This window comes from Streptomyces koelreuteriae, from assembly GCF_018604545.1.
GTDB classification, from domain to species: domain Bacteria; phylum Actinomycetota; class Actinomycetes; order Streptomycetales; family Streptomycetaceae; genus Streptomyces; species Streptomyces koelreuteriae.
Window position 1 is genome coordinate 8,384,828 of record NZ_CP075896.1, and the last position, 13,931, is coordinate 8,398,758.

Annotated in this window: 13 protein-coding genes; 3 read left to right on the forward strand and 10 right to left on the reverse strand. The window is 72.6% G+C overall.

Annotated elements, in window-relative coordinates; all coding sequences use genetic code 11:
- Window positions 1–40: 40 nt before the first annotated feature.
- Window positions 41–1,024 (forward strand): aldo/keto reductase, encoded by a 984-nt coding sequence (locus tag KJK29_RS37715; RefSeq protein WP_215123919.1) that lies wholly within the window; start codon window positions 41–43, stop codon window positions 1,022–1,024.
- 30 nt (window positions 1,025–1,054) lie between these two features.
- Here KJK29_RS37715 and KJK29_RS37720 read toward each other — a convergent pair whose 3' ends face one another.
- Entirely contained in the window at window positions 1,055–1,399 is a 345-nt protein-coding gene (locus KJK29_RS37720; RefSeq protein ID WP_215123920.1) for a hypothetical protein, read from the reverse strand.
- A gap of 150 nt (window positions 1,400–1,549) precedes the next feature.
- On the opposite strand from KJK29_RS37720, the gene KJK29_RS37725 reads away from it, so the two are divergent.
- On the forward strand, window positions 1,550–2,047 hold the full coding sequence (locus KJK29_RS37725) for a DUF6328 family protein (RefSeq protein ID WP_215123921.1): 498 nt from the start codon (window positions 1,550–1,552) through the stop codon (window positions 2,045–2,047).
- 36 nt (window positions 2,048–2,083) lie between these two features.
- On the opposite strand, the gene KJK29_RS37730 is transcribed toward KJK29_RS37725, so the two are convergent.
- The 3 genes from KJK29_RS37730 to KJK29_RS37740 form a co-directional block, all read right to left on the reverse strand.
- Window positions 2,084–2,509, reverse strand: a complete 426-nt coding sequence (locus KJK29_RS37730) for an SsgA family sporulation/cell division regulator (RefSeq protein WP_215123922.1) — start codon at window positions 2,507–2,509, stop codon at window positions 2,084–2,086.
- 62 nt (window positions 2,510–2,571) lie between these two features.
- On the reverse strand, window positions 2,572–3,603 hold the full coding sequence (locus tag KJK29_RS37735; protein ID WP_215123923.1) for a hypothetical protein: 1,032 nt from the start codon (window positions 3,601–3,603) through the stop codon (window positions 2,572–2,574).
- A gap of 90 nt (window positions 3,604–3,693) precedes the next feature.
- Entirely contained in the window at window positions 3,694–4,665 is a 972-nt protein-coding gene (locus tag KJK29_RS37740) for an LLM class F420-dependent oxidoreductase (protein WP_215123924.1), read from the reverse strand.
- 73 nt (window positions 4,666–4,738) lie between these two features.
- Here KJK29_RS37740 and KJK29_RS37745 point away from each other — a divergent pair, with 73 nt between their 5' ends.
- Entirely contained in the window at window positions 4,739–6,172 is a 1,434-nt protein-coding gene (locus KJK29_RS37745) for a serine hydrolase domain-containing protein (RefSeq protein WP_215123925.1), read from the forward strand.
- Here KJK29_RS37745 and KJK29_RS37750 read toward each other — a convergent pair.
- The 6 genes from KJK29_RS37750 to KJK29_RS37775 all read right to left on the reverse strand — a co-directional run bounded on the left by KJK29_RS37750 (window position 6,164) and on the right by KJK29_RS37775 (window position 13,700).
- The gene (locus tag KJK29_RS37750; protein ID WP_215124602.1) at window positions 6,164–7,807 is read right to left on the reverse strand and encodes a serine/threonine protein kinase; all 1,644 of its coding nucleotides are present in this window, start codon (window positions 7,805–7,807) and stop codon (window positions 6,164–6,166) included. The genes KJK29_RS37745 and KJK29_RS37750 overlap by 9 nt on opposite strands.
- Before the next feature lie 343 nt (window positions 7,808–8,150).
- On the reverse strand, window positions 8,151–9,110 hold the full coding sequence (locus KJK29_RS37755; protein ID WP_215123926.1) for a threonine/serine dehydratase: 960 nt from the start codon (window positions 9,108–9,110) through the stop codon (window positions 8,151–8,153).
- Window positions 9,111–9,268: 158 nt separating this feature from the next.
- Window positions 9,269–10,339 (reverse strand): polyprenyl synthetase family protein, encoded by a 1,071-nt coding sequence (locus KJK29_RS37760; RefSeq protein WP_215123927.1) that lies wholly within the window; start codon window positions 10,337–10,339, stop codon window positions 9,269–9,271.
- Entirely contained in the window at window positions 10,336–11,400 is a 1,065-nt protein-coding gene (locus KJK29_RS37765; protein ID WP_215123928.1) for a tetratricopeptide repeat protein, read from the reverse strand. The genes KJK29_RS37760 and KJK29_RS37765 overlap by 4 nt, the downstream gene beginning before the upstream one ends.
- 182 nt (window positions 11,401–11,582) lie before the next feature.
- Window positions 11,583–12,260, reverse strand: a complete 678-nt coding sequence (locus KJK29_RS37770) for an AIM24 family protein (protein WP_215123929.1) — start codon at window positions 12,258–12,260, stop codon at window positions 11,583–11,585.
- Window positions 12,261–12,338: 78 nt separating this feature from the next.
- Entirely contained in the window at window positions 12,339–13,700 is a 1,362-nt protein-coding gene (locus KJK29_RS37775; protein ID WP_251058047.1) for a CAP domain-containing protein, read from the reverse strand.
- Window positions 13,701–13,931: the final 231 nt, after the last annotated feature.

Here is a 13,931-nt window from a genome sequence, read left to right on the forward strand (position 1 = left end):
CGTTCCGCGCGGAGCCGTGACGGATGACAGACTGACGCCCATGGACGAGCGCACATTCGACAGGTCGGGTCAGCACGCCTCCGTCGTGGGCCTGGGCACATGGCAACTTGGAGCCGACTGGGGTGACGTCGACGACAAGGAGGCCCTCTCGGTACTGGAGACGGCGGCCGAGTCCGGAGTGACCTTCTTCGACACCGCCGACGTGTACGGCGACGGCCGCAGCGAGCAGACCATCGCCACGTTCCTCAGCGGCAGGCCGGACCTGCACGTCCTGGTCGCCACGAAGATGGGCCGCCGGGTCGACCAGATCCCCGAGAACTACGTGCTCGACAACTTCCGCGACTGGAACGACCGCTCCCGGCGCAACCTCGGCGTCGACCGGATCGACCTGGTGCAGCTCCACTGCCCGCCGACGTCCGTCTACTCCACGGACGAGGTGTTCGACGCCCTCGACACCCTGGTCGAGGAGGAGCGCGTCGCCGCGTACGGCGTCAGCGTCGAGACCTGCGAGGAGGCCCTGACCGCGATCGCCCGGCCGAACGTGGCGAGCGTGCAGATCATCCTCAACCCGTTCCGCATGAAGCCCCTGCGCGAGGTGCTCCCGGCCGCCCGTGAGGCGGGCGTCGGCATCATCGCCCGCGTCCCGCTCGCCTCCGGCCTGCTGTCCGGCAAGTACACGCGGGAGACGGTCTTCCCCGAGAACGACCACCGCGCCTACAACCGGCACGGCGAGGCCTTCGACGTGGGGGAGACCTTCTCCGGCGTCGACTACGCCACCGGCGTCGAGGCCGCCGCAGAGTTCTCGGCGCTCGCCCCCGAGGGATACACCCCGGCCCAGCTGGCCCTGCGCTGGATCGTCGAGCAGCCCGGCGTCACGACCGTGATCCCCGGCGCCCGCTCACCCGAGCAGGCCCGTGCCAACGCGAACGCCGCCCGTCTGCCGGAACTGTCCGGCCAGACGCTGACGGCGATTCGCGACCTCTACGAGCAGCGGATCAAGGACCAGGTCGAATCCCGCTGGTAAGGGCTGCCCCGCTTACGGCCCCATGGCCCCTCACGGCACCAGGAGCAGCTGCCGTTCCTGCTCCTGGTCGCCGGAGGCGACACCGTCGTCTCGGGCCGTGAAGGCCCGGGTGAGCGTGTCGCTCGCCCGCCGCACCGCCTCCGGGGTGCCCTGCACGGTGACGGTCACCGGCGCGGACAGGCGCTCGGCGCTCACCGCGGCGCCTCCGGAGACGCCGGCCTCCGCGTTGCCGAAGGTCGCCGTGTGCACCGTCGCGTTCTCGTCGGCGGGAAGCTCGTCCGACGCCCCGAATGTGCCTTCCAACGTGCGGACGACCGCTCGTGCGTCGTCCGTACCGCCGCCGCTGAGCGTCACGGTGAGTTGCGTACCGGACATGCGTCCACGACCTCCTCGGGGTTCTGCGTCCTTCGCGTCGTCCGTGTAACCGTCGCCTGATCGCTCAAACCGCCCCGCCGCCCGGGACGACGGCGTTTTACGGGGAACTCGCGGGAGAGAAGGACGCGAGGTCTCACACCGGGAGGAACAGTGTCGGACGCGGTAGAGGGCGGGGCCAGGCGCCGGGGGCGGGACGAGACGGAGGAGGAGAGAGCGGACCGGATGTGGCAGGAGCTCATCCAGGAGGTCCGCGTGGCCCAGATGGGCGTGCAGATCCTCTTCGGGTTCCTGCTCACCGTGGTGTTCACCGAGAAGTACGACGATCTGACCAACACGGATCAGACGATCTACCTCGTGACCGTCGTCCTCGGGGCGTGCGCGACCGGGGCGCTCATAGGGCCGGTGTCCCTGCACCGCATCGTCTCCGGGCGGCGCGTCAAGCCGCAGGCGGTGCGGCTGGCCTCACGGCTGACGCTGCTCGGCCTCGCGCTGCTGCTGGCCACGACGACCGCCTCTCTGCTGCTGATCCTGCGCGTGGCCACGCACAACGGTTTCGTGCCCTACCTGGTCGCCGGAGTGGTCGGCTGGTACCTGCTGTGCTGGTTGGTCCTGCCCCTGTGGACCCGGTACCGCCATACGTCGGAGTGACGGCGGTCGCCGCCGGGACGGCCGCGGCCCCGGGGTTCAGCCCCCGGCGATGACGTCCGCCAGGAAATCGTCCACGCGGACCTCCTCGCGGCCCGGCGGCACCACCTCGTGAGTCTCCCGCAGGAACGCCGCGAACCCCGGCGCCCACCCGAACACCAGGGCGTGGTGACGGCCGCCGTCGGGTCGGGCGTCACCGAGGAACTCCAGGCGCAGCTCCTGCCACATGCCCCGCGCCACCGGGCGGATCCGCACATCGCCCAGCCCGACCGGACGCCGCAGACCGTCGGCGAGCATCTCGCGGTCCAGCTGCCACCGGGCGAGGACCCGGCCGTCGTGGCTGAACACGAGGGTCACGGCGAACGGGTCCGCGGCGTCGTAGCTGAGGTGGGCGAGTACCGAGAAACGGTCCGTGTCACCGGCCTGGAGCTGCACCACCAGGGTCTTGTGCACGAAGGAGTTCACGAAAGGGCCTCCGGGATGAACCGACGTAGAGCCCTCTAGTACCCCTCATACGCGCAAGATGCTCAGCCCTGCGGGTGATTCCCCCGGGTACCGCGCAGGGACTCGATGCACACGGCCACGGCCCGCTGCAGTTCCTCCAGGCGCTCGACCATGTCGTCCTCATAGAACTCCGGGGTGTCGTCGAAGGTCAGCTCCTCGAACACCTTGGTCGCCTTCTGCAGGCTGCTGTAGAACTTCGTGCGCCGCTCCTGCACCCGCAGCCCCGGGTCGGCCTCCACGGTCTCGACGACGAGGGACTTCATCGTGTCGTACGCCTCGGTGGCCCACTCGCCGGAGTCCTCGTTCTCGTCCAGCTCGTCGATGAGCGACAGGTGCCGTTCGGCCTCCTGACGCAGATCGGCGGGAGCGTCGAGCGTCTGCCCGGCGGGCGTCTTGATCTGGCCCGACTCGGCGATCTGGCGCACGTATCCGATGCGGTCGGCCGCCCTGCTCTCGCCGGCGACGGCCTTCTTCAGCTCGTCGGTGCGCACGACGTCACGGGCCAGCTCGGCCTGCAGGTCGGGGTCCTCCCGGACCCGGTCCAGCAGGGCCTGGCGGGCCGCGCGGGCGGTGGAGGGGTCGGCGAGGATCGCGGCACGCAGGGCGGTGGGGTTCTCCGCGACCTCCAGCGCCTTCGTGGGCCGGATGCCCTCCGCCTCGGCGGCCTCGGTGATGGCGGTGCCGCGCTCGGAGGTGGCGCTGTTGCGGGAGACGTAGTAGCTCAGCCACACGTCCGCGTCCGGCAGTTCCACGTCCTCACCCGGCGTCAGCGCCTCGAACTGCGGGACCAGACCGTCGTCCGCGGCCCGGTCCCACGCCTTGTAGTAGCGCATGACCCGCTCCGGAGAGCATCCGGCGAGCTCCGCGAACTCCTTCGCCGACACCTTCGGCGTCTCGTCCGCGCCCTGCCCGCCGGGCCGCACGCTGCGCGCCACCTTCAGCCCGAAGGCCCACCCTCCGGTCCGGGCGTACGCCCCGAACTCCCGCGCGTCCAGCGCGACCAGGTCGGAGACGGGCGCCGGGGAGGTCTCGGGCGGGGTGATGGCTACGGTCACGGACGACTCTCCTGAGGGGGTTGGCTGTATCGAGTACGTGCAGGCCAGCAGCCTATCTCCACCCTCGGAGAGCCTGTGCCGCCACCGGCCTCAGCCGAACGCGTCCCGCAGCGCGGGCAGCAGGGTCTTCTCCGACCAGTCCAGGTACGCCGGCTGCGACTCGCCGCCGATCTGGACCAGGGCGATCTCGGTGAAGCCCGCCTCGGCGTACGGGCGGACGGCCTCGACGAACGCGTCCGGGTCGTCACCGCACGGGATCGCGTCGGCGACGTCGTCGGGCGTGACGAACTGGGTCGCGGCCTCGAAGGAATCCGGGTGCGGCAGCTCCGAGTTGACCTTCCAGCCGCTGCCGAACCAGCGGAACTGGGAGTGGGCGCGCTCGACGGCCGCGTCCCGGTCGGGGTCGTAGCAGACCGGCAGTTGGCCGATGCGGGGCTTGCCCGCGCCGCCGTGCCGGTCGAAGGCCTCCAGCAGCCCCGGCTTGGGCTCGGTGGCGATCACCGCGTCGCCGAGCCGGCCCGCGAGTGCGCACGACCGCTCCCCGGAGACCGCGACGCCGATCCGCGGCGCCTCGTCCGGCAGGTCCCACAGCCGGGCCGACTCCACGTCGAAGTGCGTGCCGCGGTGATTGACGTGGCCGCCCTCGAAGAGGGCCCGGATGATCTCCACGGCCTCCTCGAACATCTCGTGCCGTACGTCGACCGACGGCCAGCCGCCGCCCACCACATGCTCGTTGAGGTTCTCACCGGAGCCGAGTCCCAGCCGGAACCGGCCCTCGGACAGCAACTGCAGCGTCGCCGCCTTCTGCGCCACCACCGCCGGGTGGTAGCGGAACGTCGGGCATGTCACGTACGTCATCAACGGGATACGGGACGTGGCCTGGGCGGCCGCGCCGAGCACGGCCCACGCGTAGGGCGAGTGGCCCTGCGAGCGCAGCCACGGGAAGTAGTGGTCGGAGGTCACCGAGAAGTCGAAGCCCGCCTCCTCGGCCCGCACCACATGGTCGACGAGCTCTCGGGGGCCGGCCTGTTCGGTCATCATCGTGTATCCGATTTGCACCATAACCGGCGAGTCCCCGGACAGCGGGCGTGAAAACGGCTCGATCAAGGTCCGGCGGCAGGGGGAGGATGCCTCCATGAGTGCCTCCGCCCTGCCGACCGGCAGCCCCGCCTCCCAGGGTGTCGACGCCTCCGGCGTCCACGCCTTCCTCGACGCCCTCGAAGCGGCCCCGGAGATCGAGCCGCACAGCCTGATGATCATGCGGCACGGACACCTGGTCGCCTCCGGCTGGTGGGCGCCCTACACCCCCGCCCGCCCCCACCTGCTGTACTCGCTCAGCAAGAGCTTCACCGGGACCGCCGCCGCCCTGGCCGAGGCCGAGGGACTGCTCGACTTCGACGCGCCCGTGATCTCCTACTTCCCGGAGTTCGAGGCCGACATCACCGACCCCCGCAGCCGCGCCATGCTGGTCCGGCACGTGGCGTCCATGTCGAGCGGCCACGAGCGGGAGACCGTCGAGGAGACCTACGGGCTGGACCGGGCGGAGCCCGTGCGCGGGTTCCTGCTCCTTCCGCCGGACCGCGACCCCGGCACCGTCTTCGCCTACAACCAGCCCACCACCTACACCCTCGGCGCGATCGTCCAGCGGGTGACCGGACAGCGGCTCACCGACTATCTGCGCCCCCGGCTGCTGGATCCGCTCGGCATCGGCGAGGTGTTCTGGCAGCGGGACCGCGCCGGCCGCGAGATCGGCTACAGCGGTCTGCACGCCACCACCGACGCGATCGCCCGGCTCGGCGAGCTGTATCTGCGCGACGGGGTATGGGAGGGCAAGCGGCTGCTGCCCGAGGGGTGGGCGGCCCGGGCCGCGCATCCGCACATCGCGACCGCCGGGGCCATGGGAGACGCGGACCGGCAGGACTGGGACCGGGGCTACGGCTACCAGTTCTGGACCTCACGGCACGGCTACCGGGGCGACGGCGCCTACGGCCAGTACTGCCTGGTGCTGCCCGAGCACGACGCGGTGATCGCCACGACCACGGCGACCGAGCGGATGCAGGACTACCTGGACCTCGTCTGGAAGCATCTGCTGCCCGCCTTCGGCCCCGAGCCGCTGACCGGCCGGGAGACCGCCGACGCGGCCCTGCGCGAGCGCCTCGCCGGGCTCGCGCTGCCACCCGCCCCGGGCGCTCCCGTACCGCCAGGACAGGCCGAGGACTGGGCCGCCGCCGAGTTCGGCTCCGCGGGGGCGGACGGTCCGGCCCTGTCGGCCGCACTCGCGCGGGACGCGGACGCCTGGACGCTCGGGCTCACCGAGGGGGAGGCCCGGCTGGACCTGCCGATCGGGAGGGCCGACTGGACGGTGGCGGAGGGGCCGCTCCCGACCGCGGTGAGCGGCGGCTGGACCGATGCCGGCACGCTGGCCGTGGAGGTCGCGTTCCTGGAGACCCCGCACCGACTGGCGCTCACCTGCTCCCTCGCGGACCGTACGCTCACCAGGGGCTGGCGCACCCAGCCCCTGCGGCCCGGACCGCTCACGTCGCTGCGCGCGCCGCGCGGCTCAGTCTGAGTCCGGCCGGAACGTCTTGAGGAAGGTGCGCAACGTCTCCTCGTTCGCGCGGTCCTCCCAGTCGGCGGCGGGGGTCGTCCAGCGCAGCGAGAAGCTCCGGCCCTCGCCCAGCAGGAAGCCCCGGCCGAAGGTGCGCACACGGGTGTCGCCGACGTCCGCCGTCCACTCCATGTCGGCGGCCTTGCGCCCCTGGTACGTCGTCGCGCGGATCGCGCCGATCCGCTCGTAGTCACCGGACTGCTTCAGGTTCGGCTCGACGTCGTCCCGCCACACGGCCACGGGGTCCGGGCCCGCGTCCGCGCTGTAGGTGACGGCCAGTGTGCGGTCGTCGCCTTCGGCGCCGAAGACGACCCGGTACGCCGGGCCGTCGCGGTCGGTGTCCAGCCGCTTCCAGTCCTCTGACAGCGCGACGGAGAAGCCCTCAGGCGCGTGGTAGCGGTGGAAGCCGGGCGGCAGGCCGTTGGCCGGGGCGGAGGGGGTGGGCTCGGGGGACGACGGGGTGGGCGTGGGGGAGGCGGGCGTCCCGGTCGGGCTGGGCTTCCCGGACGGCTCGGAACCGCCACCACCGCCGGCGCTCTCGCCCGGCGAGGCGGCGGAGGCCGGTGGCCGGGCCGGCGAGTCGGCCGCCTCGCCGCCGGTGTCACTGCCGGGCAGCCCCTGGGTGGCGGCGAGCACGGCGACCGCGACGGTGACCACCGCCAGGGCCGTCCCGGCCACCATGGTCCGTCTGCTCCAGGCCGGGTTCCCCGGCAGCATCGCCGCGTACGCGCCGCGCAGCCGCGGCGGGGCCTGCACCGAGGCCATGGCCGCTTCCGGGTCCTCGCTCAGCGCGCGGTTCAGCGCCTCACGGACCACCGGGCGGGTCAGCCGCTCCCGTGAGTCCTTGCGGAGGAGCCCCTGCACGGCCTGGGTGAGCGGCCCGGAGCGCACCGGCGAGCGCAGCGGCAGCCGGTCCACGGCCTTCAGGGTGTTCTCCGGGCGCCCCCGGTCGCGGAAGGGCGGGCGTCCCTCGACCATCGTGTAGAGGATCGCGCCGAGCGCCCACAGGTCGGCCGCCGGGCCGATGCGCTCGTTCCGGGCCTGTTCCGGAGAGGCGTACGCGGGGGCCGTGAGCCGGGGCGCGAGGGTGGCGCCGACCAGGCCGTAGCCGGTGACGACGACCGAGTGGTCCTCGCGTACGAACACCTGGCCGGGGCTGAGTTCGCCGTGCGTGATGCCCTCGCTGTGCGCGGCGTCCAGGACGTCGAGCAGCGCCAGGCCGACGCGCGCGGCCCGCACGTAGTTGAACGTGCCCTGCTCCGAGAGGAGTTCGCCCAGGGGCGTGCCGTCGATCCACTCGTTGACGGTCCACAGGGCGCCGGCCTCCTCGATGGTGTCGACGACCCTGGCGATCCGGCCCGGGCACAGCAGCGCCATGTTCTCGGAGGTGCGCAGCAGCCGGGCGGAAGCCCGGCGTTCGGGTTCGAGGGGGTCGTCCGGAAGCCCGATCTGGGTGACGAGACACGGCCGCGAGACCTCGCCGGCGCCGGTGTCCTCGGCGTACCAGCAGATGCGGTTGGTCTCGCGCTGGATGATCTCGAGCAGCCGGTACCGGCCGGCGACCAACTGGTGTGTGGAGACGTGCGCCCTGCCCATGGCCATCCCTCGACTGGAATCCTGGCTTTCAACCTTTTCCAGAGGTACGGGGAGTGAGGCGCACTCCGTTCAAACGGATCGCAACTCCGTGTTCATTCTTGTCTTTTGTTCAAGGGATGGGTGCAAGTGTGCGAGGAAAAACGGTCTTTCACGGGGTCAGGCACGGCTCACCTCGGTCGCCCGGTCCTCCACGTGCTCGGCGAATTCGCCCGCCGCCGCCCGCGGATTCGCAAATTCCGGGCTGGCCTGGTGGTAACCGCCGGTAAATGCGGCGGTGTACAACACCTGAACTCAGACCCCTCCGATGAATTCCGCGACGGATTCCCCGCAGGCGGCCGGATCCTCAGCGCAGACCGAAGCGACGCGACCAGGCGATCATGTCCCCCGTGGTCGCGTTGCCCCCGCACACCACCAGGCCGAGCCGGGCTCCGTCACCGACCCGCTCCCGGACCTGCCGGGCGGCGGGCAGCAGACAGCCGGCGGCCGGTTCGGCCCACACCTTGGCATGCTCGGCCAGCTCCAGCGAGCCCCGCACGGCTTCCCGGTCCGGGACCACGAGCACCTCGGTGACCAGGGCCGACACATGGTCGTAGGTCAGCTGCGACACCGCCGGGGCGCTGAGCGTGGAGACGATCGAGGACAGGGCGACCGGCAGCGGGCCGCCCGCCGCCAGCGCCTCGGACATGGCCTGCGCTCCCTCGGTCTCCACGCCCCAGATCCGCACCCCCGGCCGGAGCGCCCGCAGCGCCGCGGCGACACCGGAGATCAGCGCGCCGCCCCCGATGCTGACCAGTACGTCGGTGAGCTCCCCGGCGTCGGCGGCGAACTCCAGGCCGACCGTGCCCTGTCCGGCGATCACTACCGGGTCGTCGAAGGGGTGGACCAGGGTCAGCCCCTCCTGCTGAAGCCGCGTCATGAGCGCGAACGCGCCGTCCATGTCGTCGGTCAGCCGCACCGACGCGCCCGACGCCTCCGCGATCTCCACGGCGCGGGCGGGCGCCGAGCGGGGCATGACGATCGTGGCCTTCACATCGAGGGCCGCGGCCATGACCGCGACGGCGATCCCGTGGTTGCCGCCGCTGACCGCCACCACTCCGGCGGCCCGCTCGGCCTCGCCCAGCGAGAGCAGCTTCGCCGTCGCCCCGCGCGCCTTGAACGAGCCGGTGTGCTGCAGTAGTTCCAGCTTCGCCGTGACCGGGACCCCGAGCAGCTCCGACAGCCCCGGGCTCGGCACGGTCGGGGTGCGCACGACGTGTCCGGCGATCCGCCCGGCCGCGGTTTCGATCTCCGAGATGCCGATCACGGCTGTCGTCCTTCCGGCGCGGGGTCGCGGAACACGCCTGGTCGCAGCCTGGCCCGCCGACCCGGCCGAGGTCAATCCGGCCGGGCGCGCGAGCCGCCGGATCGGACGTCGGCCGCCGGATCAGATGTCAGCCGCCGGATCGGACGCCAGTCACCGGATCAGACGTCGCGTCGTACCAGGAAGGCGAGCAGCGACCGCAGCTCGCTCACAGCCCCCGCCGCCAGCGGTGCCCCGGCGAGCGCCGTCTCGACGGCGGCGATGTGACGCCGGGCCTCGGCGAGGGCCGCGGAACGGCCGCCGGCCTCCTCGATCAGCGCCGCCGCCGCGGCGGGATCCTCGCCGCTCTCCAGGAGCGCGGCGAGTGCGCCGCCGCTCGGGGAGTCGAGCGCGACCAGCACCGGGAACGTCCTCTTGCGCTCCCGCAGATCGCCGTGGACCGGCTTGCCGGTGACCCGGGGGTCACCCCAGATGCCCAGCACGTCGTCGACGATCTGGAAGGCGACCCCGAGGTCCCGGCCCGCCCGGTCGAGCGCGGTGACCGTCTCCGGCGCGGCACCCCCGAGCACGGCACCCAGCGCGGCCGCGCAGCCCAGCAGGGCGCCCGTCTTCTGCTCCGCCATCGTCCGGTACTCGTCGGGCCGCACCCGCCGCGGCCCCGTCCAGGGCCGCTCGGCGAACAGCAGGTCGTCCGCCTGCCCGCGCACCAGGTCGCCCAGCGCCCCGGACAGCGTCCGTACGGCACCGCCGCCGCCCGGCTGTGCGGCGAGCGTCTCGACCGCCAGCGCGAACAGGGCGTCACCCGCGAGCACCGCCGGTCCCGTGCCGTAGGCCTTCCACACGGTCGGGCGGCGGCGCCGGTCCGCGTCGCCGTCCATGATGTCGTCGTGCAGCAGGGAGAAGGTGTGCACCAGCTCCACCGCCACCGCCGCGGCGACCCCAGCCCTGCCGGGCGCACCGGCCGCCTCGGCGCCGAGCACCGCGAGGGCCTGCCGTACGCCCTTGCCACCGGAGGCGGCGGCAGGGGCCCCGCCCACCTCGCACCAGCCGAAGGAGTACGCGGCCATCTCGCCGATCCAGGGGTGCAGTCGCCCGACGGCCTCGGCGAGGGCGGGGCGCACGAGGGAACGGCAGCGATCGAGGACCTGGTGGGCGTCCGCTGAGCGGGTGGTGGGCGCCTCGGGCGCGAGGTCCCGCGGTGTCGTCCGTATCTCCAGGGGGAGCGCCGTCATCGGGCCGCCTCCGTCCCCGCGAGAGCGAGCCCCGTGTCCGGTATGCCGAGCTCCTCATGGGCGCGGGCCACCATCTTGCGGGCGTGCTGGAGGCCGATCCGCTCCAGCACGCCGGCGAGGTCGGCCAGCTCGGCCGCCGTCTCACCGCGGTCGCGGCCCAGCCGGGCCAGGGACTTGGCCAGGCCGAGACGCGAGAGTGCCTCCCCGCGCGGCTCGCTCATCTCGCGGAACTCCGCGAGCGCCTGCTCGTACAGGGCGCGTGCCTCGGCGTAACGCCCGGCCCGGTACAGCACGTTGCCGCGCATCTTGTGGTTGTAGGCCAGCGCGCTGGACAGCTTCATCGCCCGGCATGACGTCTCCGCCTCGCTCAGCAGCTCCAGGGCCCGCTCGGTGTCCCCGTCGCGCACCGACACCACATCGGCCAGTCCGCGCAGCGCCCAGGCGTGACCACGCCGGTCGTCGGCGCGCGCGGCGATCTCGGCGGACTCCTCGAACAGGGCGTACGCCCTGTCGTAGTCGCCGGTGTTGCGGTGCATCTGCGCGATGCCCTCCAGCGCCCACACCGTGTGCCGCGCCTCCCCGCGCCGCCGGGCCTCGGCGAGCAACTGCTCGTGCAGCCGGCCGACGGCCTCGTAGTCGCCCTGGATACGGCCGGTCTCGGCCAGGCCCGCCAGCGAGTAGCCGCGTACGACGATGTCCCCGCCGCGTTCGCCCAGGTCGGCCGCGAGCTGGAGGAGACGGCGGGCCAGCCGGAGCGCGCCGCGCTGCCGGGCCAGCGTGCCGCCGCTCCACAGGGCCCAGGCCATCGCCCCGGTGTCCTCGGCCTCGCGGGCGGCGCGGTAACTCGCTTTCCAGGCCCGGTCAGCGTCCGCGACCCGGCCCAGCCGGCGCTGCGCCTCGGCCACCGCGAGCCCGGAACGCGCCACCTCCCCGGGCTCACCGGCGCGCTCGGCCGCTTTCAACTGCTCGGTGCCGGCGGCCAGTACGTCGGTCAGTGAGGAGTTGACGGACAGGGTGGTGAGCGCGCCCTGGTACTCCGGGGCGAATGCCTTGCCGTACATCGATGCCTTTCGGTCCGTATACGCACCATGTATACGCGCTGTGTATACATGGTGCGTATAGAAGGGGGGAAACCGGCCCTGGCCACAAGGGCCAGGGCACACCTGTTGTCGATCAAGACGTCGAGTGAACGGACCGGGTTGCCTGTGAGGCGTAGATCACCCGAGGGGCTTCAGTACTTCGATCAGTGCTGCCCGGCCTTCTGCGGAGTCGCCTCGCTCGGCCGCACGACGACGTACCCCTCGCCCTGGAGCAGCAGTTGCACGGCCTCGCCGGAGCCGCCGCGCAGCATCGACCCGATGGACTGGGAGCGATGCAGGGAGGTCTGCAGGCCGGCCGTCCAGCCGACGATCGCGTCGGTGTCGACGTACACCGGGTAGTGCGCGGAGACCGGGATGACGAGCGGAGTGCCCTCGCAGACCAGGGCCAGTTTGCCGTGCCCGGAGAAGACGCTGTTGAACAGGCCGCCGCCGGTCATGCCGGCGCCCTTCACGGTCGCGATGCGGTACGACAACGTGGCGTCGAAGCACAGGACGTTGCGGCCGTTGACGGTGAACTCGTCGCCGGGTTCGACGTCGACGATGAAGCAGTTCTGCGCCTCGTGGGCGAACCAGGCCTCGCCCTGTCCGCGCACCGCCATCAGCGGCAGTCCCTCCCCGGTGACCGCGCGCTTGAGCATGCCGCCCATGCCCTGGCCTTTGCGCTCGAACTGGAGGTTGCCGCGGTAGGCGATCATCGCGCCCTGCCGGGCGAGCATCTCGCCGTTCACCGTGTACCGGACGCACTTGGCGTTCTCGATCGTCATCCCCGCCGCGACGGGCGGCTGGGCCATGTGCTCGCTGGAAAACAGATCACCCTTCATACGGGCATCCTCGCCCGGAGGGTCTCGCTCCGCCAAGATCGCCGGCGGGGGCGACGGCCCGAGCGATGTGGTGCGGTGTCAGGCGCCGAAGAGCTGCGTCCAGTAGGTGCCCGCCCGGCCGCCGCCGGCGAAGCCGACGCCGATGTGGGTGAAGCCGGGCTTGAGGATGTTGGCCCGGTGCCCCGGGCTGTTCATCCAGCCCTCCACGACCTCGGCGGGGGAGCGTTGCCCGCAGGCTATGTTCTCGCCGATGGAGCGCCGGGTGGACCCCGCCGCGGCGGCCCGGTCCCAGGGTTGGCTGCCGTCCGGCCCGGTGTGCGAGTAGAAGGCCCGGGCCACCATGTCGGCGCTGTGCGCTTGCGCGGCGGTGGTGAGCAGAGGGTCGACGGCCAGGGGCGGGAGTCCGGCACGGTCCCGCTCCCGGTTGGTGAGGTCGGTGACGGCCGCCGCTGTGCCCAGCAGTCCGTCCGCCGTGAACGGCCGGGCCCACAGGGCGGTCCAGTAGGTGTCACCGGAGGGGCCGTCGTGGACGTGGGCCACTCCGGTGTGGGTGAACGCAGGGTCGAGCAGGGTGCGGCGCGCCGCGTCGGTGCGCAGACAGTACGCGACGAACTCGGCCGGTGTGCGCGGGCCGGACACGAGGTGCTCGCCGATGGTCAGGTACGCGTACCCGGCGCCGGTGACGCGCTGATAGACGGAGACACCGTCCCGGCTCTCGACGCCGAGGCGTCCCGCCATCGCCATGGCGGCGGCGTGCTCTCGGGCGGCGGAGGCCAGGCGCGTGTCGAAGGCCGTAGGGGGTGAACCGGCTTCGGCCCGTGCGGAGTTGACCAGGGCGGCGAAGCCGTCGGGGTCGGGCGCGGAGGCGGGAGCGCTGGGGGAGTGGGCGGCACCGTCAGCTGCGAACGCCGCTCGGCGCGCCCCGCTGTCGAACCCGCACGGCTCCGACGCGGGCTTGTCGTCCATGACATCGACGCCGAAGTCCCGTGCCACTCCCGCCAGTCCGTCGGCGTACCCCTGGCCCAGCGCCCGCAGCTTCCAGCGGTCGCCGCGCCGGTAGAGCTCCGCGAGCAGCAGCACCCTCTCCTCTCGGGGGCGCGGCGGGGTGAACCGGGTGAGCGGGCGCCCGCCGGAGTCGGTGACGTGGAGTGTGGGGGAGGGCAGGCGGCCGAGAGCGGTTCCGGGTTCGGCGGGGCTGACGGCGACCGTGACCCGGGTGGCGCCGGCACGCAGCCTCGCCGGGTCCACGGTGAGGGTGTCGCCCCGCAGCACGGCCCCCGGCGCGCCCGGCTGGTTGTAGAAGACGAAGTCGCCGTCGCCTGCGACCTTTCCGCTGTCGTCCGTGATCAACGCGGACACGTCGAACGGCCCGGGCACCCGGACGGTCACCGCACCGCCCGGCAACGCCAGATTCCCACCGGGGACCAACTCGCTGAACACGTCCGGACAACGGCCTGGGGAGAGCGGGGGTTCCCACCGGAGGTCGGCCCCCAGGGCTTCGGGAACGATCCGGTTGCTTCACCGGCGACGACCTCACCCGCCTCGACTCCTACGGCATCGGCCGGATCGACGTACCGAAGCCGTCCTGACCGCCATGCCCGACTCGTCCCGGTCGTGGCAGGGGCGTGTGCGCGGCGTCGGAGGTCGCACCACTACCGTGTCGTACGCCGG

Excerpts from the sequence above, each read along its gene's own strand:
- KJK29_RS37740 (WP_215123924.1), bottom strand. The coding sequence starts at position 4,665 with ATGGTGCAAATCGGATACACGATGATGACCGAACAGGCCGGCCCCCGA.
- KJK29_RS37720 (WP_215123920.1), bottom strand. The coding sequence starts at position 1,399 with ATGTCCGGTACGCAACTCACCGTGACGCTCAGCGGCGGCGGTACGGAC.
- KJK29_RS37770 (WP_215123929.1), bottom strand. The coding sequence starts at position 12,260 with ATGAAGGGTGATCTGTTTTCCAGCGAGCACATGGCCCAGCCGCCCGTC.
- KJK29_RS37760 (WP_215123927.1), bottom strand. The coding sequence starts at position 10,339 with ATGACGGCGCTCCCCCTGGAGATACGGACGACACCGCGGGACCTCGCG.
- KJK29_RS37715 (WP_215123919.1), top strand. The coding sequence starts at position 41 with ATGGACGAGCGCACATTCGACAGGTCGGGTCAGCACGCCTCCGTCGTG.
- KJK29_RS37765 (WP_215123928.1), bottom strand. The coding sequence starts at position 11,400 with ATGTACGGCAAGGCATTCGCCCCGGAGTACCAGGGCGCGCTCACCACC.
- KJK29_RS37750 (WP_215124602.1), bottom strand. The coding sequence starts at position 7,807 with ATGGGCAGGGCGCACGTCTCCACACACCAGTTGGTCGCCGGCCGGTAC.
- KJK29_RS37745 (WP_215123925.1), top strand. The coding sequence starts at position 4,739 with ATGAGTGCCTCCGCCCTGCCGACCGGCAGCCCCGCCTCCCAGGGTGTC.